Genomic DNA, 22,423 nt, shown 5'->3' with positions numbered 1-22,423 from the left:
GTGGTCGGCAGGGGGCTGCCCTTCAGTCGGCGTGACTGATCCCCATGATGAATGCCGACCACGTCTCAGCGGTGAAGTCCAGGTGAGGGCGGTGGATCGCCTTCGAATCGCGAACGGCCACCGAGCTGTGCTCCTCTGCCTTGACCTCCACGCAGTCGCCGTTGACGGCGGAGTACGAGGACTTGGTCCACTCCGTCAGTGACGCAGCTTGCCGGATGTGCATAGTGACTCCGATGGTTGTGCCAGGTGTGCGGGTGCCTCGAGCCGCTGTCCCCAACGACTCTGAGATCGAAGCTACGCTCCAACATCGCTTGGGGCAGGGCGCGTTCACCCATCCGGATGGCATATTCCATCGAGATCTGTTCAGTTCCGAGGCCGCAGGTGTATGGTGCGCGGCCTCCCTCGGGTCAGCCTCCGTAACTCTCGGAGACCCGGCGGATGAACGCCAACGACTCCTCCGCGCTGAGGGCCTTGGCCCGGAGATGCTCGTACATGACGGTGTAGCTCTGTACGTCGTTGGGCTTCTCTAGGTACAGATCGCTGGTCACGCCCTCGAGATAGACGACGCTCGCGTCCATGGCGTCCTGGAACTCCAGGATGGCGAATTTCCCGTACATACCGGGATGGGCCCCTACGGCATAGGGCAGGACCTGCAGGGTCACATGCGGCTGCTGGCTGAGCTGGGCGAGGTGCTCGAGCTGGTCCGCCATGATCTGCTCGTTGCCGACCACGCGGCGCAGCAGTGCCTCGTCGATGACGGCCCAGAACCGGAGCGGATTGTCGGGATCCGTGAGCCGGTCCTGTCGCTTCAGCCGGATCTGAATGCGCTTGTCGATCTCGCTCTGGGTGGCTTCGGGCCACATTCCCTCGATGACGGCGTGGGCGTAGTCGCGGGTCTGGAGCAAGCCGGGCACGATCAGGGATTCGTAGACCCGGAGGCTGGCCGCGTCCGTCTCCAGGCCGATGTAGACGCTGTACGGGATGTCGCCGAAGGCGTGCCACCAGCCCTGCTGGCGGGAGTCCTTGGCCATCTGCATCAGGGAGTCGACCACGCGGTGGTCCTCGACCTCGTACACTCCGCAGAGGTCGCGCACATCGCGCTGACTGATCGACCGCCGGCCGTTCTCCAGTCGGCTGATCTTCGACTGGGAGACGAGCAGGCGATCCGCCACCTCCTCCGCGGTCATGCCCTTGAGTTCGCGGAGCCGGCGCAACTCCTGGCCCAAACGGCGGCGCCTGACGGTGGGGTTGACGTTGGACGCCACGGGAACTGCACCTCCGGCTGTGGACTGCTGTGCTGTCCTTGTTGCTGTGCGTATCTACGTCTCAGCAGACTGCCACCAAAGGTGCTGCTCGCGCTGGAAAACGACGACACGCACGAACAAAGCGGGGGACAAAACACGGCGGTGCGCGGCGAATCGCCGTGCCCGCACGTCGCGGAGGCGGGCACGCGGGTGCGTGGAAGGACGCACGCGTGCGGAAGGTGTGCGCGGCGAGGTCCGTGCGCGCCAGGACAGCGTGCGCGCAAGGACAGAGGGCGCACGGAAAGAGGCATGCGGAAGAGAGGGCGCGGTGCGGTCCGTCCTCGCACCGAAAGCAGGCGCACGGAAAGCGGGCGCACCGAAAGCAGGCGCACGGGAAGAGGCATGCGGAAGGGAGAGTGCGCGGGGCGGTCGCTCGTGCGACGGCCCCGCGCCCTCTGCGGCTCCCGAACCGGTCCTGGGCGACGTCGGTGCGGTGGTTCTCCCGGCGGGCACGCGAACGGGTGGTTCACGGCCGCGTCCACGGTCCACGGGTACACCGGTGCGCACCCGTGGCCGTGACCGCTTCCGTGCGCCGGGCCCGTTGCCCGAGCGCGTCCTGGGGCGGGTCGCGGAAGTCCCTCCTGGCCCGCAGGCCCCGCCCTGCGGGCGGACGGAGCTACTTTCGCGACACGCCTAGTGAGCGGCGGCGCGGGCCATGCTGCCGCGTCGTGACGGCATCTGGACGGCCGGCTGCCGGCCGGGCGCCGCCGTGCCGCGGCGTGGCTGTGCCGCCGCACCGTTCTGGACGTCCATCACGGCGTGCGCCACGAGTCCGCCCATGGGGTCGTGCCTGATCAGGTCCCGGAGCCGGGAGCGGGAGGACCGCCCCTCGTTGCCCGGGTAGAGGTGCTTGCCCAGGCCGACCGCGTGCGCCAGTGCGGCGAGCGCGGCCGTCCGCGGGTCCGGCGGTACGCCGGTGCGGATCGCGCTGTCCAGCCGGGCCCTGATCTCCCGGCTGATCGCCGTGTCCGTCGCCTGGTAGCGAGTCGTCGGCAGCACCCCGCACATCTGGCCCGCCACGGCATGGACCATGCCGCACCTTTCCAGATGTGAAAGGTAGGTCTGGCGCAACCCCAGTCGGGGCCCGCCGATCCAGTGGACCGCCCGGACCGGACTGCCGCGCCTGCGCAGCAGCTCCAGTGCGGAGTCCAGTGTCGGATCTCCTGTCGGCCGTGGCATCACCACGGCGATACGATCCCCGTCTGGGGCTATCCGTCCTGCCAGGGCCAGCTCCACTAGCTGTGCTCCGGCCAGGCCGAGGTCGAGCGACTGCGGCTGCGCTGTGGTACCCGTGGCCGGGTCCAGAGCGAGCAGCAGAAGCTCCTCCGGAATTGTTCTGCGGCTCCTGCCCATCCATGCCTCCCCGCGTGGATGAATGACAGGGTGACGCCTCTCACATTGGTCTGTCGAGAGTGCCTGGGTGCTTCGTACGGGAACCGGCAGGTATGTCGTTCTCGTCTAGCACGGGGGCCAAGGGGCTCACACAGGACACTGGTAGATGGTTCGGACAGTGGTGCGGGTGGTACCAGCGCCACGGCGGGTTCAGGTTGAGGCACGGAGGAGGCACGGTGGCGGGCGAGTCCCCCGACAAGTCGGAGCAGCAGAAGTCGTCGGGGGAGACGACTCCGGGCGAACGTGATCCGCGGCTTGCCGTGGCCCGTTCGGCGGGGGCGTCCACCGAGGGGCGTGTCGACCAGCCGACGGCGGTGTTCAGGACGCTGCCGTCGGAGCCGGCGGAGCGCACCGAGCCCGCGGAGTCGTCCGAGCCGGCGTCTTCGGTGACGGACGAGGACACGGACGGGGACGCACCCGCGGCCGTGTCCGGTTCCGGAGCCGCGGCCGAGCCCGAGGCCCCCGAGGAACGGCCGTCCGAGGGTCCCTCGTCCGAGGACCGGGCTCACGAGGAGCGGGCTTCCGAGGAGCGGCCGTCCGAGGAGCGGTCCGAAGGCGGTGACGAGCGGGCGCCGGACGGCGACGACCGCCTCCGCGCTGCCGTCGCCGCCTGGGTCTCCGGCAAGGAGAAGGGCGCGAACGACTCGGCTGACGGGTCCGCTGACGGGTCCGTGGACGCATCCGACAGGTCCGCCGACGAGTCCGCCGATGAGGCCGCCGACGAGTCCGCCGACGAGTCCGTGAAGGCGGGTGCCGCCAGGTCCGAGGGCGGGGCCTCCGACGGCGACGAGGCGGACGCTGAGGCTCCGGAGGCGGCCGAGGGTTGCGGCACCTCCGAAGTCGCCCCCAGCGCCCGCGAGGAGGCCGGCAGGGCCGGGAAGAGGCCCACGACTCCCGCGCCCCGCAAATCCCTCGACGCGGAACCGCCGGCCGAATCGGGCGGGACCGAGGACGGCGGGAGCGAGGACGACGAGCAGCAGCACGGCGAGAACGAGCGCGGTGGGAACGAGGGCGGTGACGGCGAGGCGGACTCCGGGGCCAGGACGCCCAGCTGGGCCGCTGCCCGGAAGGCCGGCAAGGGCGCCGGTGCAGCGCAGGGCGCCTCCTCGCACGGCGCCGGGTCCGTCGTGTCCGCGGACCCCGCGAAGGCCGCCGCCGAAGAGGACGACGCCGACGACCGGACCCCGGTGGACCAGCCGACGGCGGTGTTCAAGGCCCTGCCTCGGCCTGCGGTCGACCAGCCGACCACCGCCCTGAAGATCACCCCGCCGCCCACGGCACCGAAGCAGACCACGAAGTCCTCCGCGCCCGCAGAGTCCTCGGCGTCCTCGGCGTCCTCGGCGTCCTCCGCACAGTCGGGTACGGGGCGACCCGATGCCGAGCGCACGGGCCCGGAGCGTTCGCGTTCGGAGCGATCCGGATCCGAGGGTTCGGAGAAGGAGGCCGAGCGCACCACGGCGCTCCGGATCACCGCACCTCCGGGCGATCGGGCGAAGGCCGAGCCGAAGACCGGCGCGAAGCCGGCGGCGGAGCCCGACGGCGGTCCCGGGTCCAGGGGCGGGTCCGGGGACGGCACCGGCGCCCGGACCCCGTCCGGCCGCGGAGGCGCGGCCGGTGACGGCGCCCCGGCCGCACCGGCGTCCAAGCCCGCTTCCGGCAGGGGTTCGGGCGATGCTCCCGAGTCCGCCGCCGAGCGGACCAGCACCTTCGTACCGCTGCGTCGTGACGACGCACGGCCCGCCGCGTCCGCCGCGCAGTCGGCCCCTGCCACCGCGAAGCCCGCCGGGCCCGGGACGCCCTCCACCACCCCGCCCGCGTCGCTGACCGAGCCCGAGCGCACGAAGCAGCAGCCGCTGCCCCCGAAGCCGCCGCTCGACCTGCTCGCCGAGCTGACGAACACCCCTCCGCCGCCGCAGACTCCTGTCCGCACGGTGGTGCGGCGGGTCAGGATCTGGACGCCGCTCGTCGTCCTGCTCCTGATCGTCTTCGCGGTCGCACAGTCCTTGCGCCCGCTCCCGGAACCCGCGCTCTCGCTGACGGCGGAGCCGACGTACGCGTTCGAGGGCTCGACACCGCAGCTGCCCTGGCCCGCCAAGGGCCAGGCCTACATGGCGGCGTCCGGGCTCGGCACGCTCGGCTCCTCCGGGGAGCAGAAGCCCGTGCCGATCGCGAGCGTGACCAAGTCGATGACGGCGTACGTGATCCTCAAGAACCACCCGCTCAAGCCGGGCGAGGCGGGGCCCATGATCGAGATCGACGCCAAGGGGGAGTCGGACGGTCAGCTCGACAAGACGGACAACGAGTCGACGCTCAACACCGTCAAGAAGGGCGACAAGATCAGCCTGAGGGACGCGCTGGCGGCGATCATGATTCCGTCCGCCAACAACATCGCGCGTCAGCTGGCTCGCTGGGACTCCGGCTCGGAGAAGGCGTTCGTCGAGAAGATGAACGCCGCCGCCGAGGAGCTCGGGATGAAGAACACGACCTACACGGACCCGTCCGGGCTGGACGCGACGACGGTCAGCACGGCCGAGGACCAGGTCAAGCTGGGTCTGAAGCTGGTCGAGATCAAGGCCCTGATGGACATCACCAAGCTGCCCGAGTGGACGGACCCGTCGGGCAAGAAGTGGCGGAACTACAACGAGCTGCCGCCGTACGACGGCGCGCTCGGCATCAAGACCGGCAGCACCACCAAGGCCGGCGGCAACCTGCTCTTCGCCGCCCACAAGATGGTCGGCGACACGGACCAGTTGATCGTCGGCGCCGTGCTCGCGCAGCACGACACCCCGATCCTCGGTACCGCGATCAAGGCGAGCAGGGACCTGATGCTCGCGACCCAGGACGCCCTGAAGAACGCGACGATCGTGAAGAAGGGCCAGGTCGTCGGTGTGGTCGAGGACGGTCTCGGCGGTTCGGTCCCGGTCGTGGCCACCAAGGACGTCCGGGCGGTCGGCTGGTCCGGGCTCACCGTCAAGCTCGAGCTGACGAACGGCGGCAAGGTCCCGCCGCACGAGGCGGCGGCCGGCACGGTGGTCGGATCGCTGACCGTCGGCGAGGGCGCCAGCCAGGTCACCGTTCCGGTGGCCCTCCAGGAGGCGCTCGTGGAGCCCGGGTTCGGCGCCAAGCTGACCCGCCTGGGCTGACATCGGGCAGCCGGACGGGGGCACGGACGTCCGTGCCCCCGTCCGCCGCATCAGCACCGTGCTAGCGTCCCCGGATCGCGGCGTCCCCGGGCCGGGGCAACTCGCGAAGCCGGGACGGCGTCCCCGAGCACGGGAAGCGACCACGGGAGCCGCAGTGACCACCGTCGAGCCGACACACGCGGACGAGAGCAGCGCCGTGAGGGGGCCACGAGCCGCGAAGGACCCACGAATAGGGGAGGTTTCCGGACCCGGATCCGGCTCCCCTGAGTCCGTCGCGTGCCCCGTCGCCCCCGGGTGCGCCGCGCCCCACGAGTCCGCCGGGGCCGTCGGAGCCGCCGGGCCCTCCGCGTCCGCTCCGTCCGCCGCCTGTGCTCCGTCCGCTGTGGTTCCGGTGGTGCGGGAGACCGACGTGTCGGGGGAGGTGGCCGTGTCCCCTGGGATTCCCGCGCCTCACGGGCCCGTCGGCGCCCCCGAGGTCCCCGCGTCGCGCGAGGCCCCGGCGGCTCCCGGGGCCATGGAGGCCCCCGGGGTCCCGGCGGCTCGCGAGGTCGCCGCGTCCGCCGAGGTCGCCGTGCCCCACGGGGCTCTGGAGCCGCCGCGGGCGCCGGCCTCGGCCCCGCGCACCGCGCGGTCCGGCGGCGCGCGCTTCGGCAGCTCGTGGTCCGGCGGCGTGCGCCTCACCGAGGCGCTGTCGCGCCGTTCCGTGCTCGTGGCGACCGCGCTGGCGGCCTTCCTCCACCTCGGGTGGTTCTTCTTCTTCGCCAACAGCGGCGGTGACATCGCCGCCCAGGACGCCTGGGCGGAGTTCGTCGGCCGGCACCCCGACTCGGCCTACAACCTCGCCTGGTACGGCGGGATGCACCCGGTCTCGTACAGCGTGGTGTCCCCGTACCTGATGTCGCTCCTCGGCGTGCGTACCACGATGATGGTCGTCGGGACCCTGTCCGCCGCGCTGACCGCGCTGATCCTGACGCGCGTACGGGCGGTCCGCAACCCGCTGGCCTGCTCACTGGCCGGGGTGTTCGCCTTCCTCTGCAACGCGCTGTCGGGGCGGGTCACGTTCGGGCTGGGGATGGTGTTCGCCCTCGGGGCGGTCGCCGCGGTGTTCTGCTGGCCGTACCGCTGGCGGAGGAAACGGTGGGCGAAGGCCGCGTTCGCCGCTCCGCTCGCGGGTCTCGCGACCGCGTCCAGTCCCGTCGCCGGACTGTTCCTCGGAGTGGTCGCGGCGGCCCTGTTCCTGAACAAGCGCCGTCCGGGTGCCTGTGCGCTCGGGATCGCCCCGGTCGTGGTCGTGGCGGTGTCGGCGTGGCTGTTCCCGTTCTCCGGTACGCAGCCGATGTCGCTCGGGTCGACCTCGCTGCCGTTCCTCTTCGGAGTGCTCGTCCTCGTCCTCGTGCCACGGGAGTGGCGCACCGTGCGCACCGCGGCCGGGGTGTACTCCGCCGGGACGCTGCTGACCTTCCTGGTGGACTCGCAGATCGGCTCGAACGTCTCACGGCTCGCGATGCTGTTCGCGGGGGTCGTGCTGCTGGCGGCCCTGCCCTACGCCGTGCCGCGTTCGCGCAGGTGGTACGCGGTCGTCGTGGCGTTCGCCGGGCTCAACGTGTGGATCGGCTTCAAGAGCGTCGACGACATCGTGCGCACCGCGCCGGCCGCGTCCTGGACGCGGGAGCTCGCGCCGCTGGTGAACGAACTCCAGGAGGTCGGCGCCGAGAAGGGCCGGGTGGAGGTCGTCCCCGCCAGCAGCCACCGCGAGGCGTCCGCGCTCGCCCCGTACGTCAACCTCGCGCGTGGCTGGAACCGGCAGGCCGACATGGAGCGCAATCCGCTCTTCTACGACGACACGCTCAACTCCGCGAACTACCGGGAGTGGCTGGACCGCTGGGCCGTCCACTACGTGGTGCTGCCCAAGGGCAAGCCGGACTCGGGCGCCCGGCAGGAGGCGGAACTGGTCGAGCGCGGCCAGCCCTATCTCAAGCCGGTGTGGTCGGACGCGAACTGGCGGCTCTTCGCCGTCCGCGAGCCGACGCCGCTCGCGGACCCGCCGGCGACGGTGGACCGCGCGGGCGCCGGAGAGCTGCGGATCCATGTGCGCGAGGCGGGCCGGGTGCTGATCCGGGTGCCGTACTCGCCGTGGTTGGGGCTCGTGGACGAGCAGGGCGGGAGCGTGGAACAGCCGCAGGAGACGGCGGCCTCGAAGCTCCGGGAGGACGACGAGCCGAAGGTGTTCGTCAATGTCGCCGGCTGTCTGATGAAGGCGGAGGAGGACACGGCGGGGGACGAGTGGACGGAACTCCTCGCCCCGCGCCCGGGTGTCTACCGGCTGGCCGCCCCGTACCAGCTCCCGCGTGGTACGCCGTGCCCGGAGGAACTGAGCGGAAGCCGCTGAGGACGTCCCCGACCGCGCGCCGACTGCCCGCCGATCGCGCCGGCTGCGGGTCGGCGGCGCCCGAGGGCGGGGCGTCCGGCGGACGCAGGTTCGGGGCGGCGGGCGGCTGCAGGCCCGACCGTACGCCCGGCGGTACTCCCGCGGGGCGCCCCCGCCACCCGCCGCCCGTGCCGCCGCCCCGGCCGACGCCGTCAGGTCACCGGGAACGCCACGTCGCAGACCTCGTCCGTCGCCGAGGCCGCGTCCCAGTCCGCGAAGTACACCTCGCGGCACGGGCCCGTGATCGTCAGGCCTTCCCGGGCCGTCCAGCGTTCGACGGCGTCGAAGGCCGACCCGATCTGCGGGTAGGCCACCTGCGCCTTGGTGACCCGGGTGTACGCGAGCCGGCCAGCCGGCTCGACGCGGAGGACCGCACCGGTCCGGTGCTTCTCGATCCAGAGCTGTGCCGCCCGGACGTCGGCGACCGGTACGCACGCCTCCGCCGGGCCGTCGCTGTCCGGGCCGACCTCGGCGTGGTAGACGACGTACGGCGGGCCCGCGACGCCCCCGCACTCCCCGGCCGCCCGCTCCAGGCGGCCGAGTGCCGCCGGGATCCAGCGGGGCAGTTCGTCCGCCGGCAGGCTGCGCCGCTCGGTCAGCACCGCCTGCTCGGCCACGTCCACCGTCCTGATCTGGTACATCGTCTGTCTCCTGCCCGAAAGCCGGTCACGGAGATGGGCCACGACGGCACCCTGCACGGCACGGCGCTCCTCGACCTCCGCCCAGTACGCCGTCAGCGCCTGGGCGGCCTGCGGCCCCGGCATCTCGACCACGTCGGCGATCCGCGCCAGCGGCATGTCGATCTGCCGCAGGAGCGCGACGAGCCGGGCGCGGTCGACCTGTTCGGTGCGGTACCAGCGGTAGCCGGTGACCGCGTCGACGTACGCCGGTGTGAGCAGGCCGAGGCGGTCGTAGAGGCGCAGGGCCTTCTGCGAGAGCCGTGCCCGCGCGGCGAACGCTCCGATGGTGAGCAGGGAGTCGTCGTGCACGGGCCCATCCTCCGTCACCGGGCGGAAGGTCCGCCCGGTGAACAGGACGATCCGGCCTGCCCCTGGGGCAAGGTCAACGTCCGCCGGCCCGGCCGCCGGTGGGCGACCCGCGGGTCCGCCGTCCGTCCACCGGACGGATCTTGGATTGATACCGCGTTGATATGCGCCGACGCCTACCGGCCGGTATTCCGCCCGCTGCATAGTGACCCGCATGGTTTGCGAGAGATGCGGAGGGACGCACCGGGGCGCGCTGCCGGGGATGGTGCTCGACTCGTGCACCGTGGAGCCCGTGCCGGCACACCGGGTGCCGGGTGAACCGCCCCTCGAGCGAAAGCTGCTGGCGGGGGCGGGAGTTGCCCTTTCGCTGTGTCTGCTGGCACTCGGGGTCACGCTCCTCGCAACCGCCGGCGGTGGTGGTGACGGCGAACGCGCCGACGACGCGCGGCCGGTCGTGGACGACATCGCGCTGGGTGGAATGCCGCAGAGGATCGGTCCGACGTTCTTCCCGGAGGACCTGCCCGAACCGAGCACGACGTCCGCGCGACCGAAGCCCGGTCCCACAGCGGGGAAGCCGGAGCCGTCCGCGTCCGCGTCCGCACCCGCGCCCCGGCCGGCGCCGTCCACGCCGCGGTCCGGAAGCCCGGGCGGGGACGCGGCCTGGTTCAGCGAGTGGGCCGGACCCGGTTGCCCGAACGGCGTCCGTACACGCGGACGTTACGCGGACGGCCGAGACGGCTGGTACGAGGTCGGCTCCGGCGGCCACCGGGGCAACGGGTGCGACGGCCGGTTCCTCGCCGTGCCGATGTCCGGCGTCCGGGACCAGGACCGCGGCAGCACCGTCACCTGGAACTGGCACCCGGGCAGTGGCTACTCGCGGTGCTCGATCGCGGTGAGCGTGCCGTGGAGCGACCGCGAGGAGGACGTCGCCGGCGCACCGACGCGGTACCACGTCCTCGCCGACGACCGGGACCCAGGATCCGTGCTGGCCGCCTTCGAGATCGGTCAGCGGGCGATGCGCGGCGGTGTCGTCGTCGTGAACGATGTTCCCGTGCGGGAAGGCGAGTTGACGGTGCAGCTCGTGGACCGCGGTCAGGACTGGGGGTACGACGGCCGGTACGGCGCCCATCACGCGGCCGCCCAGATCCGGGCCGACTGCAGGTCGTGACCCACTGCGCGGCTTGGGCCCGACCGCGGTCGGGCAGTGACCCGACCGCAGGTCACGACCCGACTGCGGATGGTGAGGGGACCGCGGATCATGGCGGTTCCCGCCCGTGACGCCCGAGGTTCCTGCATAGTGGGCTGGTATGGCGTGCGAACGGTGCGGCAGTGAACGGCACACGCCACTGCCCGGTATGAGTTGTCCCGACTGCGGTTACGTGGTCGGGGACCAGCGGCGTGCCGGGCCGTCCTGGGTCGCCCGCGAGACGATGGCCGGCCGTATCTCCCTGCTCTCCCGCTTCCGCAAGGCGCTGCTGGCGGCCGGGACCGTGGTCGTGCTGGGTTGCTTCGTCGCCGCCGCGGCACTCCTCACCGGCTCCGACGGCGACGGCGGCGGCGGCGGAGACGCGCAGGCCGCCGAGACCGACCTCCCGGGGCGCGCGATACCGACCCGGGTGGGGCCCACGGAGCTGCCCGGTGGCGGGCAGTTCGAGCAGTGGGCGGGCCCGGGGTGCGCGACGGGCGCCTACCGCGAGGTGGGCCGGTTCGAGAACGGCGACGCCGCCTGGTACACGGTGCGCAACGGTGGCCGCAGCAACTCCGACTGCGACGGCAGTTTCACGGCCGTCCCCATGTCGGGCAGCGCGGCCAAGGACACCCGTGGCACGGCGATCTGGAGCTGGGAGCTGGACGACGACTACAAGAGCTGTGCGCTCGAGGTGTTCGTCCCCAAAACGAACCGCGCGTCCGAATCCGCCGGTGATCCCACGTTCTACCGCGTCCTCGCCGACCCGGACGACGTGCGGTCCGGCTACACGGGCTTCGGCGTCCGCCAGACCGTCCACCGGGGCGAGCTCGTGTCCGTCAGGAGCTACCCGGTCAAGGGCGACAAGGTCTTCGCGGTGCAACTCCTCGACCGCGGCCGGGACTGGGGCAGCGCCGCACGCATCGGAGCGCACCACGCGGCGGCCCAGATGAAGCTGACCTGCGGCGCGGCGTAGGGCGGTACGCCCGCTGCCCGCAGACCCCGCCCCCGCCCCTTCTCCCCGCCACTTCCTCCGGGCCCGGATGCCCGTCCCGCGTTCCTCCCGGCCCGGCGAGTAGACAGTGTCTACTCCCGGCCTGTAGACAGGGCCCATGAGTGAACAGGACACGGGCCTGCGCGCCCGGCTGGTCGACGTCGGCGTCGAACTCGTGACGAAGGAGGGCATGCAGGCCCTGTCGTTGCGGGAGATCGCCCGCAGGGCCGGTGTCTCGCACGGTGCGCCCCGCCGCTACTTCCCGACGCATCTGTCCCTGTTGTCCGCCATCGCGCGCCGCGGGTTCGAGGACCTCGCCGCACGCGCGACCGAAGCCGTCGCCGCCTACGGGCCGAAGGAGGATCCGCGGGCACAGCTCGCCGTGTTCGGGAGGGTGTACCTCGACTTCGCCCGGACCGATCGCGGCATGTACGAGCTGATGTTCCGTCACGATCTGCTGGAGAGCGGTGAACTGGGGCTGCGTGAGACCAGCCTCCCGCTGTACCGGGCCCTCGTGGACCTCGTCGGCCGGGCGCGGGCCGAATCCGGCGCGAGCAGCCGCAACGGGACCGGCGCCGAGCCGGTGGTCGTCGCCGGGGCGCTGTGGGCGAACCTGCACGGCATCGCGCAGTTGTGGGGCTGGGGCAGCCTCCAGCTCGCCACGGGCGGCGACGACGTCGGGCCCCTGCTGCGCGCCACCCTGGACGCCCACCTCGGTCCGCGTACCCGATGACCGTCGCGCGGACGGGCACCACCACGGGGCCGGGGGACCGACGTCGCCTCCAGCGGCTGACCCTCACCAGCAGCATCACCGGTGCCGTGGTCGTCGCCGTGGACGGCTCCGTGCTCACCGTCGTCCAGCCGGTGATGCAGCGTGAGCTCCACGCGTCGTTCACCCAGGTCCAGTGGACCAGTACCGGCTATCTGATCGCCGTGGCGAGCCTGCTCGTGTTCGCGGGCCGGCTCGGGGACCGCTTCGGCCACCGCCGCGTCTTCACCGCGGGGGCGCTGGGCTTCGCCGTCACATCGGCGGGGATCGGCCTCGCCGGGAGCGCCGGGCTCGTGATCGGACTGCGGGTGCTCCAGGGCGTCTTCGGCGCCCTGCTGCAGCCGGCCACGCTCGGCATGCTCCGCGCCGCGTATCCCCCCGGCAGGCTGGCCATGCCCATCGCGCTGCGCACCAGCGCCATCGGGCTGGCGGTCGCCGCGGGGCCGCTCGTCGGCGGCGCGCTCGCCGTCCGGCTGGGGTGGCGTTCCGTCTTCTTCCTGAGCGTCGCACCCGCACTCGCCGTCGGCGTGCTCGTCCTCCTGGTGCGGACACCGGAGCCGGAGCGCGCCGACGACTCCCGAGCCGGTCTCGGTCTGCCGGGCGCCTGTCTGTTCGCGGTCTGTCTCGGAAGCCTGGTGCACGCCCTCGTGGGACTGCCCGGGGCCGGCTGGACGGCGTCGACCACCCTCGCGGTCCTCGCCGCCACGGTCGCGGGGGCGGCTTTCGCGGCCTGCGAGCGGCGGACCGCGAGTCCGCTCGTACCGCCCGCCGTGCTGCGGTCGGTGCCCCTCGTGGCGTCACTGGCCGTGCTGGTGTCGGCGTCCGCCGCGCTGTTCGGGACCCTCTTCCTCGGCACGTACCTGCTCCAACACGTCCTCGGGCTGGACCCGTTCGCGAGTGCGCTGCGCATGCTGCCGTTGGCGGTGGTGATGGTGCTCGGCGCCCCCGCGGCCGCTCCGCTCCAGCGCCGGTACGGCCACCGGCGCACGGCGGTGGCGGGAATGGCGCTGTTCGCGCTGGGCATCCTCCTCACGTCCCGCCTCGACGGGCAGTCGACGCCCTGGGCGTCCGGGCCGGCCTTCCTGGTCGTCGGCGCCGGCTTCTGCCTCGTGATGGTCACGGCGACCGCCGTCGTCGTGCGCGAGGCGCCCCTCGGCGCGGAAGGCGTGTCCGGCGGGCTCCAGCAGACCGCGATGAACATCGGTCCGGTGCTGGGGGTGGCGCTGGTGACGATGCTGATGGGTGCCGCGGCGCCGGGGGCCGGTCCTGGACCCGTCGGCGGACCGGCCTTCACGGCCGCGATGGGGACCGCGCTCGTCGTCCTCGCCGCGGTGGCCTCCCTGGGCGCGCTCGTGGCCACGCGCCTGCCGGGCCGTACGGACGGGCGGGGACGGCGTCCGGTGTGAGCCCGGGCGACGCGCGCCGTCGGGCGGGACTCGGGCACCGGACCCTCCCGGCTCCTCCCCTGCCTGTCCGCCATTCGATGCGTTCGGTGCCGCCTCCGACGCGATGAGCGACCGGTGGGGTTACTGTGGCGGCCGCTGTTGTTGTGATCAACGGGCCGTCCCGCCCGCCTCCGGCTCGCGGGGCGGCCCGCCACGATCGGACAGGTACGCCCATGCGTCTCGCATCCCCCCGCCCCCGCCTGCTCAAGGCCGTCGCAGCGGCGTGCGTGCTGTCGGCGCCCCTCGCCCCGGCCGCTGCCGCGGGAACGCCCGCCGACGAAGGCGATCGTCACCGGGCCGGTGTGGTCATCTCCGTGACGACCACCAGGGTCGGCGCCCCCGGCAACCCTCCGGTGGCCGTCGTCCCCTTCACCGACGCCGTCTACACGGACTGCGACGCGGCCCCCGAGACGTCGCGCGGCTGTCTCACGGTCGGCGCCGTCGGCTACCCGTACGAGATCGGCAGGCTCGAGATCACCGTCGCGCAGTGGGTGGCGTTCCTGAACACCGCCGACCCCGAAGGACGCGACCCCTTCGACCTCTACGACGAGAGCGAGAGCGGCGCGTCCTGGCCCAAGTACGGCCAGGTCGAGTTCTCCGAGGACGCGCGCAGGGGCCGCCACTACGCGCCGGCCCGGCCGGAGTGGGCGGACAAGCCGTACGGCTTCGCCGACTTCCTCGACGCGGCCCGCCTCGTCAACTCCCTCGTCAACGGCCGCATCCTGTCCAAGAGCACGCGTAACGAGGGCGGCTTCACGTACGTCACCTACCAGGTGCGGCTCTCACCGCGCACCGAGCGGGGGATGTACGACCTCGACCGCCCGGACACCACCCGCACCGAGGACTCCGGCTTCGTCGTGCCCAGCCAGAACGAGTGGGTCAAGGCGGCGTACTACGACCCCAACGGCGGCGGTACGAACGCGTACTGGAAGTACCCCACCAACGCCGGGGTCTTCGGCGACGGCGACGCGACCGCCCCCAGCCCCACCGTCCTCAACCCCACGACCGGCGACGTCACCAACGCGTCGACCCAGCCGCTCGCCTCGTACCGGCCCTCCGGCGGCGCGGCCCCCACCTGGTGCCCGGCCCAGGTGCCGCCGGACGACTGCACCACCGTGAACCCGCTCGGCCTGGACCCCACGACCTACGCCGAGGTGTACCAGGGCAGCCTCAGCACGGTCGGCCAGGCGCGCACCACCTCCCCGTGGGGGACCCTCGACCAGGGCGGCAACGCGGTCGAGTGGACCGACACCATCACCCCGCCCCCGACCGGCCAGGACTTCGGCCGGGTCTGGCGCCGGCTCCACGGCGGGGTGTCGAACTCGGCGCCCTACCAGATGTGGCCCTCCGCCGTGGGACTCCAGCCCCAGGACAACTACTTCTACCGGCACACCTACCCGTGGCTCGGCATCCGGATCGGAGTGATCGGGGACCTGGAGCCGGAGGGCCGCTGAGCCCCCGCGCCGACGTCCGGACGGGCCGACAGGTCGACGCGCCGATACGCCGACGCGCGGAACACGGGTTTCCCGCGGCGCGGGCTCGCGTGCCGGCTGCCGAGAAAAGCCCTGGCGGCCGGCCCGGGCCTGGGGGAGCATCCCGCGCATGGGACCTCCCGCGGAGACGCTCCGCCACGAGAAGGCCGTACTGCACCGCTGGCGGGTGGGCGACGTCGACGCACTGGACCGGGCGTTCGTCGAGGCCCGCGACCACCTCCTGCCGTGGATGCCCTGGGCCGAGACCGAGGGACGGCAGGAGACGGCGGACTTCCTGCACCACGCCGAGAAGCAGTGGGACGCGGGCGAAGCGTACGAGTACGCGATCACGACCCGCGGTTCGCTCGTCGGCGGCTGCGGACTGATGCCCCGCATCGGCCCGGGCGGCCTGGACATCGGCTACTGGCTCCATCCCCGGTGGACCGGACAGGGCCTGGCCACCATGGCCGTCACGGCACTCGTCCGCCAGGGCCTCGCGCTACCGGGGATCGACCGCATCGAGATCCGCCATGACGAGGCCAACCACGCGAGCGAGGCGATTCCCCGCCGGCTGGGCTTCACGGAGATCGCACGCAGACCACTTCCCGAGGGGCCGGTCACCTCCGGCGAGGTGGGGGTCGAGGTGGTCTGGCGGCTGCACCGTACGGCCCCTTCGGCCCGCCGGGGGTGAACCTCCGGGCGACGGGGGACCGCGGCGGCGAGCGGTGCGGCACGTGACCGGAACGTCAACGCCCGGACCGCCGTGCCGACGCCCGGACGAGGAGCGCTACCAGCCGCACCAGGTCCGCGGCACCGGCCGGATCGTCCGCGTAGCGGGTGGTCGGCAGCGGGCCCACCTCGTCCGGGGCGATGTCTTCGCGGGCCGGCACGAACACGAGGGCCAGCAGGGCCGAGCGGGGCGCCTCCGCGGGTCGGCTCGCTCACGCGCCTGAGGCACCTCGGTGTCGTGCCGGGCGCATCACAGCGCACTCCCGTGGCGGTTGCCGATGACTGCGTGGTGGGTTTGGCGGGCTGCCGTCGACAGGCGGCGAGTACCGGAAAGTCGGCGGAGTGAGTACTCACTCATTGACGGAGTGAGTCCTCACTCCGTACTATCGCCGTTATGACAGCACCGAAGGAGAACCAGACCACGCGCCGCCGCGCCCCCGGCATGTCGCCGGAGCAGCGCCGCGAAATGATCATCCAGACCGCGATCCCGCTGATCACCGAGTACGGCTCCGCCGTGACGACCGCGAAGATCGCCCGCGCCGCGGGCATCGGCGAGGGCACGATCTTCCGCGTCTTCGCCGACAAGGACGAGCTGCTGCAAGCCTGCATCGCGGAGGCGCTCTCCCCCGAGCACGCGATTCGCGAACTGGGCACGATCGACGTATTCCAGCCGCTGCCCGACCGGCTCGCGGAGGCGGCCGAGGCGCTGCAGGCGCACATGGACCGGCTTGGCGCGATCATCGGCTCGCTGGGGCACGGCGGCGGCAAGCACCCCGGCACGGTGCGCGGCGCGGGCCGTGACGAGTCGACGACCCGTATCCGCGCGGCCCTCGCGGAGCTGCTGGAGCCCGACAAGGCCGCCCTGCGTCGGCCGCCGGAGCAGATCGCGGCCCTCTTCATCGGGCTGCTCTTCACCCAGCCGCGTACGGAGGACGAGCCCGACCTGACCTCGCAGGAACTGGTGGAGGTCTTCCTGCACGGGGCGCTCTCGGGGGGCGCCAGGTGAGCGCGCGGAAAAGGCGCCTGAGGGTTACGGCCCTGACCGTCCTGGCCCCCGTCCTGGTGTGGCTGGTCGCGGACCCACTGCTGGGGCACCGGCTGCGGCTCGCCGACGGCGAGCAGACGCTCGCCATCGGCGCCGTGCCCGTGGCGGTCGTCGCACTGCTCGCGTCGCTCTCCGGCTGGGGACTGCTGGCCGCCCTGGAGCGGTTCGGGGTACGGCGTGCCCGCGCCGTCTGGACCGGTGTGGCCGGCGCCGTACTGGCCGTGTCCTTCCTGCCGCTCATCGGCGACGGCATGGACGGCGGCACCCGGGTCTCCCTCGCTCTGATGCACCTGGCGGTGGCGGCGGTGCTGATCCCGGGGCTGGGCGGCAGGTCCCCCGGGGCGGGAGCCGGTGCCGCCGGGGGGTGACCGCCGGCACCGAGCACGCCGTGGACAGCACCAGACGGAGGCAGAAGGCCGCCCGGCCCACGGCCGGACAAGACCTTCGACCTTTTCAGCAGCCTTCTAGCGGACGGGAGACGGCCTCAGCAGACGCATGGGCTCGGGGCCGGAGGAGTTGAGCACCTCGTACTGCAGTCGCTGGAGTTCGTCCGACGGTTCGAGGCCCAGTTCGTCGTCCAGGATGCGCCGCAGGTTCTGGTAGGCCTTCAATGCCTCGGCCCGTCGCCCCGAGACACTGAGGATCGAGATCAGCTGGCCGTGGAACCACTCGTTGAGCTGGTGTTCTTTGACGAGTGCGCGCAGTTCGGGGATGAGTTCGCGGTGCCGGCCCAGCCGGACGTCGGTCTCGATCGACAGTTCCGTGGCACGCAGCCGCAGTTCCTCGAGGTAGGCGACATGGGCCGAGAGCACATCGCCCACCTCGATGTTGGAGAGCACCCGGCCGCGGCCCATCGACAGCGCCTGCCGCAGATGGCGGGAGGCCGCTTCGTCGTTCCCGTCACGCAGCTCCGCCCGGCCCCGGTTGACGAGGTCCTCGAAGACGATGCTGTCCACCTCGTGGTCGAACACGTCCATCCGATAGCCCGGCGGAGCCGTGACCAGGAGCTCGCGTCCCGGCGCGACGCCTTCCCGGCCGAAGGCCTTGCGGGCGTGGTAGATGTACGTCTGGAGCGTCGTCAGGGAGCTTCGGGGCGGATGTTCCCCCCACAGTTCCCCTATCAGTGTCTCCACGGGAACCACTCCGCCCGGCTGCGCGAGCAGCAGCGCGAGGACCTGCCGAACCTTCGGTGAGCGCAGGGCGAACGGCTTCCCGTCGTCGGTGGTGATCTCGAAGGGGCCGAGCAGACTGAACCTCATGGTGGACTCCGTTCGGTCGATGGTGGTCAACAGCCGTGAGTCGTGTCTGTGGGGTGCTGGCCACGGTCGGCGGCCGGCGCTTGTGCGGTTCATCACGAGACCGGGGGAACCGCCGCGCTCGGGGGAACGACGTTCTGCCGCGAACGTCGACGCGCCGGCGTCCCTCATCGAGCGTCCACCCACCGTCGAGTTTCCTGCCAGTGCCAACGTCCCGACAGTCACCGTGGAATCCGCGGGGGGCCGACCGTGAGATTCTCACGGTGCGGGGGTGCAGAGCGCACTGTGCAGACGGCGCGATCACCGGCAGACTCGGGTGCGGCGGCTGACCGGTTGCCGCCTCTCCACCCCTCACATCCCAGAGGAAATCTCTTGAACGACAACGACGACCTGCTGTTGATCGAGGAGCTCTCTGCCGACCTTCAGTACGCACCGGCCGCAGGCATCTGCATCTGCATCTGCTGGAAGGGCGGCCCCGGACAGACACCGGCGGACACGGCCGAGTCGGCGTCACCGGGGGCGGGCTCTTGACCCACCCGGGTCAGGAGAACACGGGCTCCGGTGCGCCGGGGCCCGTGCTCGGTCTTCGTCCGCCACTGCGCGCAGCGGCTGTGCCGGGCGAGGCCGTCTACGTGTTCGCCGACGACCGGGTGGTGGCGCTGCGCGGACCGCACATCGAGCGGATCGTTCCGCTGCTGGACGGTACCCGGGACCGGGCCGGCGTACTGAACGAGTCGGCTGCCTGGCTGGATCCGCACAGCGTGGGACGCACGCTCGACCGGCTCGTCGCGTCCGGCCTGCTCCACGAGCGTGCCGTCGATCCCGGACGGGCGGCCCAGGACGCCTACTGGGAGCTGGCCGGGGCAGGGGCACCGACCGCCGAGGCGCCGCGGACCGACGCGGTGCACGTGCGGGTGTTGGGCGGCGGCGGTCCGGGCGCCGGGGAGGACGCCGCGCGGGCGGCCGGTGTGCACGACGCCGTGCGTGCCGCCGGGCTGCGGGTCGTGCCGGACGCATCGGCCGCGGGACTCACCGTCGTGGTCTGCGCGGACTACCTGGATCCGGACCTGGCCCGCCTGGACGCGGAGCACCGGGCCGAAGGCCGTCCCTGGCTGCCGGTGCGGCCCGGCGGACGCGTGGCGTGGCTGGGGCCGTTCTTCGGGCTCGCGGACGGGCCGTGCCGGCACTGCCTGGCCGTCCGCCTGTGGCAGGTCAGGCCGGTCGAGGCACACCTGCGCGACCGGCTGGGGCTCGAACGGCCGGTGCCGCAGCCCGTCGCGGAACTGCCCGCGAGCCGTGCCGCCGCCCTCCAGCTCGCCCTTCTGGAGGCGGCCAAGTGGCTCCAGGGCCATCGCGGGGCGGACCAGGGCAGACTGTTCATCTTCGACACGCTCACGCTGGAAGGGAGTCGGCACGCCGTCGTGCGTCGCCCGCAGTGCGAGGCGTGCGGGGATCCCCGGATCGAGCGGGCCCGCGTCGAGGCGCCCGTGGTCCTGCGCTCCCGGCCGAAGACGGAGGCCGGTGGAAACGGCCATCGCGCGCTGTCGGCGGAGCAGATGTGGGACACGTACCGGCATCTGGTCGATCCCGTCACCGGGCCCGTGCGGGAGATACGCCGGGACACCCGCGGCCCGGCTTTCCTGAACTGCTTCCATGCCGGGTACAACCCGGTGCTGGGGCCGGACTCGGGCCTCGACTCGGTGCGCGCCGGGCTGCGCGGCACCAGTTCGGGCAAGGGCGCCACCGAGGAGCAGGCGCGGGTCAGCGCGCTGGGCGAGGCGGTCGAGCGGCTCAGCGGCTGTCTGCACGGCACCGAGCCGCGGGTGCGCGCCCGCTACCGTGACCTGGCCGATGAGGCCGTGCATCCGGACGCGGTGCAGCTGTTCCACCCCCGCCAGCTCGCGGAGCGGAAGGAGTGGAACGCCCGGCACTCCGCGCACCACCACGTGTGCGACCCGTTCGACGCCGACGCCGAGGTCGACTGGACCCCGGTGTGGTCGCTGACCGAGCAGCGCCGACGTCTCCTGCCCACGGCGCTGCTCTACTACCACGTGCCGCAGCCCGAGGGCCGGCAGTGGTTCTTCGCCAACTCCAACGGGGCGGCGGCCGGGGGCAGCCTGGAGGACGCGGTGCTCCAGGGCTTCCTGGAGCTGGTGGAGCGCGATGCCGTCGCCCTGTGGTGGTACAACCGCACGGTGCAGCCGGCCGTCGACCTGGCGGTCTTCGACGACGGCTGGATCACCCGCTGCCACGAGGTGCACGCGCAGCTCGGGCGTGAGGTGTGGGCCCTGGACCTCACCTCCGACTTCGGCATCCCCGTGGTGGCCGCGCTGGCGCGGCGCATCGACAAGCCGGCCGAGGACGTCATGCTCGGCTTCGGAGCCCACTTCGACCCGGCCGTGGCCGTACGGCGTGCGCTCACGGAGCTGAACCAACTGCTCCCGCCGGTCCTCGGGGCCACGGCCGACGGCAGCGGATACGAGTGCCGCGATCCGCACGCGCTGGCTTGGTTGCAGCACGCGACGCTCGAGAACCAGCCGTACCTGCGCGCGAGTTCACCGTCGGACCTGTCACGCCTCGCACAGCCCCGGCGGCACGACCTGCTGGACGACATCGACCATGCGGTCGGCCTGCTGCGCGAACGCGGCCTGGAGATGCTCGTTCTCGATCAGACCCGTCCGGACATGGGCCTTCCCGTCGTCAAGGTGATCGTTCCCGGGCTGCGGCCGCACTGGGCGCGGTTCGCGCCGGGCCGGCTGTTCGACGTGCCGGTGCGCCTGGGCCGGCTCTCCGTCCCCACCCCGTACGAGCAGCTCAATCCCATCGCGCTGTTCCTGTGACAGCCGGCTGCTCAGCCGCGCTGTCTCAATATGTTCGAAGCACGCTGGGTGACCGGACAAACCCGTAAGATGTGTGATGGCATTGGTAACAATGTGCGCACGAAGCGGGGGTTTCGTGGGAACCATGAAAGTGCCGCGCCTGATTTCGACCGAGGCGTACGACATCGCGCCACGCATCGCGGTGTCGATCACCGGGGCAACTCTGTTGTGCTACTTCGGAGTTGCCGTCACCTACGTCGTGCGAGCCCAGCCCACGCGCCTCCAGCTGGCGCTGGGGCTGGTCCTGCTCGGCCTTCTTCTGACCCTTCAAATCGGACACTCCTTCCCCCGTCTGGTGTCGGCCAAGTACTTCCCGGTTCGGGTGATGCTGGCGATCCAGGCGGTGTTGACCTATGTCCCGTTCGTCCTTCTCGAGGAGGCATGGCTCGGCATGCCGGGCTTCCTGGCGGGTTCGGCTCTGCTGCGGCTGCGGCCGCTACCCGCCTGGATCTGCTTCTTCCTGGTCATCCTGGCCACGGACCTGATCCTCGTGGAGCTGGGACACGGACTGGGGGCCGTCGCCTACACGTCGGTCGCCACCGGACTCACCGGCATCGTGGTCTTCGGCATGTCGCGGCTGACCGGACTGGTCGGCGAGGTGTACGCCTCACGGGTCGAACTCGCCGAACTGGCCATTGCGCAGGAACGACTGCGCTTCGCTCGTGACCTGCACGACCTGCTCGGCTACAGCCTCTCCACGATCACGCTCAAAGGGGAACTCGCCTATCGGCTGATTCCGGAGGAGCACCGGCGCGCCCGGGAGGAGATCCGCGACCTTCTGCAGGCCTCCCGGCGGGCGCTGGGTGATGTCCGCGCGGTGGCCCAGGGCTATGTGGCGATGTCCCTGACCACCGAACTCCAGACGGCCGAGTCGCTGCTCGCCGCGCTCGGCATCCGGGTGGAGTCCGACGTGGAACCCGGCGAACTTCCGTCCCGTGTGGACGCGTTGCTCGCCACCGTGCTGAGGGAAGGTCTCACCAACATCCTGCGGCACACCAAGGCGACCCACTGCCGGATCGAAGCCTGGCGCAAGAACGACCAGGTCTGGCTCGTCATGTGGAACGACGGCGCCGGCGGTCAGTCCGGCGTCCTCAGCGCGGACGACGACGCCGGAGGCAGCGGCATCGGCAACCTCCGCGCCCGGGTGGAGTCCTTCGGGGGAAGCCTCGGCGTCACCTCCCCGGAGCGGGGGACCTTCCAGCTGGCCGTCCACGTACCGCTGCTGTCCAAGAGCGAGGGCAGCGGCGCCGTGAAGGTGCGGCAGGCCGCGGTGCGCGACCCCGAGGACAGTGCCCTGGTACGGGTGCTGCGCGTGGGCGACCGGTGAGCACCGCCCCGGGGGTGGCTCAGTCCTCGGGGCGGTGCGCCGCCTTCGGCAGACAGCGCTCCCCGGAG

Annotated in this window: 19 protein-coding genes; 13 read left to right on the top strand and 6 right to left on the bottom strand. The window is 72.3% G+C overall.

Going from position 1 to position 22,423, the window contains the following annotated elements; all coding sequences use genetic code 11:
* Positions 1-22: 22 nt before the first annotated feature.
* From QRN89_RS14995 to QRN89_RS14985, 3 genes are all read right to left on the bottom strand, one after another.
* Positions 23-223 carry a DUF397 domain-containing protein gene (locus tag QRN89_RS14995; protein WP_290349900.1) on the bottom strand — a complete coding sequence of 67 codons (201 nt, stop codon included), beginning with the start codon at positions 221-223 and terminating at the stop codon, positions 23-25.
* Between the two features lie 184 nt (positions 224-407).
* Complete coding sequence (locus tag QRN89_RS14990) at positions 408-1,265, bottom strand: helix-turn-helix domain-containing protein (protein WP_290349899.1); 858 nt, start codon at positions 1,263-1,265, stop codon at positions 408-410.
* A gap of 672 nt (positions 1,266-1,937) precedes the next feature.
* Positions 1,938-2,657, bottom strand: a complete 720-nt coding sequence (locus QRN89_RS14985; RefSeq protein WP_290349898.1) for a GOLPH3/VPS74 family protein — start codon at positions 2,655-2,657, stop codon at positions 1,938-1,940.
* 215 nt (positions 2,658-2,872) lie between these two features.
* Here QRN89_RS14985 and QRN89_RS14980 point away from each other — a divergent pair, with 215 nt between their 5' ends.
* A complete protein-coding gene (locus tag QRN89_RS14980) occupies positions 2,873-5,839 on the top strand; it encodes a hypothetical protein (RefSeq protein WP_290349897.1) in 2,967 nt (988 codons plus the stop codon).
* Between the two features lie 514 nt (positions 5,840-6,353).
* Entirely contained in the window at positions 6,354-8,228 is a 1,875-nt protein-coding gene (locus tag QRN89_RS14975) for a DUF8823 domain-containing protein (RefSeq protein WP_435833303.1), read from the top strand.
* Between the two features lie 191 nt (positions 8,229-8,419).
* On the opposite strand, the gene QRN89_RS14970 is transcribed toward QRN89_RS14975, so the two are convergent.
* Entirely contained in the window at positions 8,420-9,274 is an 855-nt protein-coding gene (locus tag QRN89_RS14970; protein WP_390701488.1) for a MerR family transcriptional regulator, read from the bottom strand.
* A gap of 193 nt (positions 9,275-9,467) precedes the next feature.
* On the opposite strand from QRN89_RS14970, the gene QRN89_RS14965 reads away from it, so the two are divergent.
* The 6 genes from QRN89_RS14965 (at position 9,468) to QRN89_RS14940 (ending at position 15,810) form a co-directional block, all read left to right on the top strand.
* A complete protein-coding gene (locus QRN89_RS14965) occupies positions 9,468-10,421 on the top strand; it encodes an adhesin (protein ID WP_290349895.1) in 954 nt (317 codons plus the stop codon).
* Positions 10,422-10,608: 187 nt separating this feature from the next.
* On the top strand, positions 10,609-11,415 hold the full coding sequence (locus tag QRN89_RS14960) for an adhesin (protein ID WP_290349894.1): 807 nt from the start codon (positions 10,609-10,611) through the stop codon (positions 11,413-11,415).
* Between the two features lie 136 nt (positions 11,416-11,551).
* On the top strand, positions 11,552-12,166 hold the full coding sequence (locus tag QRN89_RS14955; protein ID WP_290349893.1) for a TetR/AcrR family transcriptional regulator: 615 nt from the start codon (positions 11,552-11,554) through the stop codon (positions 12,164-12,166).
* On the top strand, positions 12,163-13,608 hold the full coding sequence (locus QRN89_RS14950; RefSeq protein WP_290349891.1) for an MFS transporter: 1,446 nt from the start codon (positions 12,163-12,165) through the stop codon (positions 13,606-13,608). The genes QRN89_RS14955 and QRN89_RS14950 overlap by 4 nt, the downstream gene beginning before the upstream one ends.
* 212 nt (positions 13,609-13,820) lie before the next feature.
* On the top strand, positions 13,821-15,101 hold the full coding sequence (locus QRN89_RS14945) for an SUMF1/EgtB/PvdO family nonheme iron enzyme (RefSeq protein ID WP_290349890.1): 1,281 nt from the start codon (positions 13,821-13,823) through the stop codon (positions 15,099-15,101).
* A gap of 148 nt (positions 15,102-15,249) precedes the next feature.
* On the top strand, positions 15,250-15,810 hold the full coding sequence (locus QRN89_RS14940) for a GNAT family N-acetyltransferase (RefSeq protein WP_290349889.1): 561 nt from the start codon (positions 15,250-15,252) through the stop codon (positions 15,808-15,810).
* A gap of 55 nt (positions 15,811-15,865) precedes the next feature.
* Here QRN89_RS14940 and QRN89_RS14935 read toward each other — a convergent pair whose 3' ends face one another.
* Entirely contained in the window at positions 15,866-16,009 is a 144-nt protein-coding gene (locus QRN89_RS14935) for a hypothetical protein (protein ID WP_290349888.1), read from the bottom strand.
* 233 nt (positions 16,010-16,242) lie between these two features.
* Here QRN89_RS14935 and QRN89_RS14930 point away from each other — a divergent pair, with 233 nt between their 5' ends.
* On the top strand, positions 16,243-16,854 hold the full coding sequence (locus QRN89_RS14930) for a TetR/AcrR family transcriptional regulator (protein WP_290349887.1): 612 nt from the start codon (positions 16,243-16,245) through the stop codon (positions 16,852-16,854).
* Positions 16,851-17,261 carry a DUF6069 family protein gene (locus QRN89_RS14925; protein ID WP_290349886.1) on the top strand — a complete coding sequence of 137 codons (411 nt, stop codon included), beginning with the start codon at positions 16,851-16,853 and terminating at the stop codon, positions 17,259-17,261. The genes QRN89_RS14930 and QRN89_RS14925 overlap by 4 nt, the downstream gene beginning before the upstream one ends.
* 96 nt (positions 17,262-17,357) lie before the next feature.
* Here QRN89_RS14925 and QRN89_RS14920 read toward each other — a convergent pair whose 3' ends face one another.
* Positions 17,358-18,152: an AfsR/SARP family transcriptional regulator gene (locus QRN89_RS14920; RefSeq protein WP_290349885.1), complete on the bottom strand. Its 795-nt coding sequence runs from the start codon at positions 18,150-18,152 to the stop codon at positions 17,358-17,360.
* 369 nt (positions 18,153-18,521) lie between these two features.
* Between QRN89_RS14920 and QRN89_RS14915 the strand changes: the two genes are divergently transcribed.
* The 3 genes from QRN89_RS14915 (at position 18,522) to QRN89_RS14905 (ending at position 22,355) form a co-directional block, all read left to right on the top strand.
* Positions 18,522-18,680, top strand: coding sequence for a hypothetical protein (locus QRN89_RS14915; RefSeq protein ID WP_290349884.1), 159 nt, complete (start codon positions 18,522-18,524; stop codon positions 18,678-18,680).
* 44 nt (positions 18,681-18,724) lie between these two features.
* Positions 18,725-20,989: a TOMM precursor leader peptide-binding protein gene (locus QRN89_RS14910; protein WP_290349883.1), complete on the top strand. Its 2,265-nt coding sequence runs from the start codon at positions 18,725-18,727 to the stop codon at positions 20,987-20,989.
* Positions 20,990-21,113: 124 nt separating this feature from the next.
* Complete coding sequence (locus tag QRN89_RS14905) at positions 21,114-22,355, top strand: sensor histidine kinase (RefSeq protein WP_290349882.1); 1,242 nt, start codon at positions 21,114-21,116, stop codon at positions 22,353-22,355.
* The last annotated feature ends 68 nt before the right edge of the window (positions 22,356-22,423 follow it).

Origin of the sequence: Streptomyces sp. HUAS CB01, assembly GCF_030406905.1 — a bacterium.
GTDB lineage: Bacteria > Actinomycetota > Actinomycetes > Streptomycetales > Streptomycetaceae > Streptomyces > Streptomyces chengbuensis.
This window is presented reverse-complemented; position numbering and strand designations above follow the sequence as displayed.

Bases quoted from the DNA above. Each gene is read 5' to 3' on its own strand.
- QRN89_RS14995 (WP_290349900.1), bottom strand. From the start codon at position 223: ATGCACATCCGGCAAGCTGCGTCACTGACGGAGTGGACCAAGTCCTCG.
- QRN89_RS14985 (WP_290349898.1), bottom strand. From the start codon at position 2,657: ATGGGCAGGAGCCGCAGAACAATTCCGGAGGAGCTTCTGCTGCTCGCT.
- QRN89_RS14975 (WP_435833303.1), top strand. From the start codon at position 6,354: ATGGAGGCCCCCGGGGTCCCGGCGGCTCGCGAGGTCGCCGCGTCCGCC.
- QRN89_RS14965 (WP_290349895.1), top strand. From the start codon at position 9,468: ATGGTTTGCGAGAGATGCGGAGGGACGCACCGGGGCGCGCTGCCGGGG.
- QRN89_RS14960 (WP_290349894.1), top strand. From the start codon at position 10,609: ATGAGTTGTCCCGACTGCGGTTACGTGGTCGGGGACCAGCGGCGTGCC.
- QRN89_RS14955 (WP_290349893.1), top strand. From the start codon at position 11,552: ATGAGTGAACAGGACACGGGCCTGCGCGCCCGGCTGGTCGACGTCGGC.
- QRN89_RS14950 (WP_290349891.1), top strand. From the start codon at position 12,163: ATGACCGTCGCGCGGACGGGCACCACCACGGGGCCGGGGGACCGACGT.
- QRN89_RS14945 (WP_290349890.1), top strand. From the start codon at position 13,821: ATGCGTCTCGCATCCCCCCGCCCCCGCCTGCTCAAGGCCGTCGCAGCG.
- QRN89_RS14940 (WP_290349889.1), top strand. From the start codon at position 15,250: ATGGGACCTCCCGCGGAGACGCTCCGCCACGAGAAGGCCGTACTGCAC.
- QRN89_RS14930 (WP_290349887.1), top strand. From the start codon at position 16,243: ATGACAGCACCGAAGGAGAACCAGACCACGCGCCGCCGCGCCCCCGGC.
- QRN89_RS14920 (WP_290349885.1), bottom strand. From the start codon at position 18,152: ATGAGGTTCAGTCTGCTCGGCCCCTTCGAGATCACCACCGACGACGGG.
- QRN89_RS14905 (WP_290349882.1), top strand. From the start codon at position 21,114: ATGAAAGTGCCGCGCCTGATTTCGACCGAGGCGTACGACATCGCGCCA.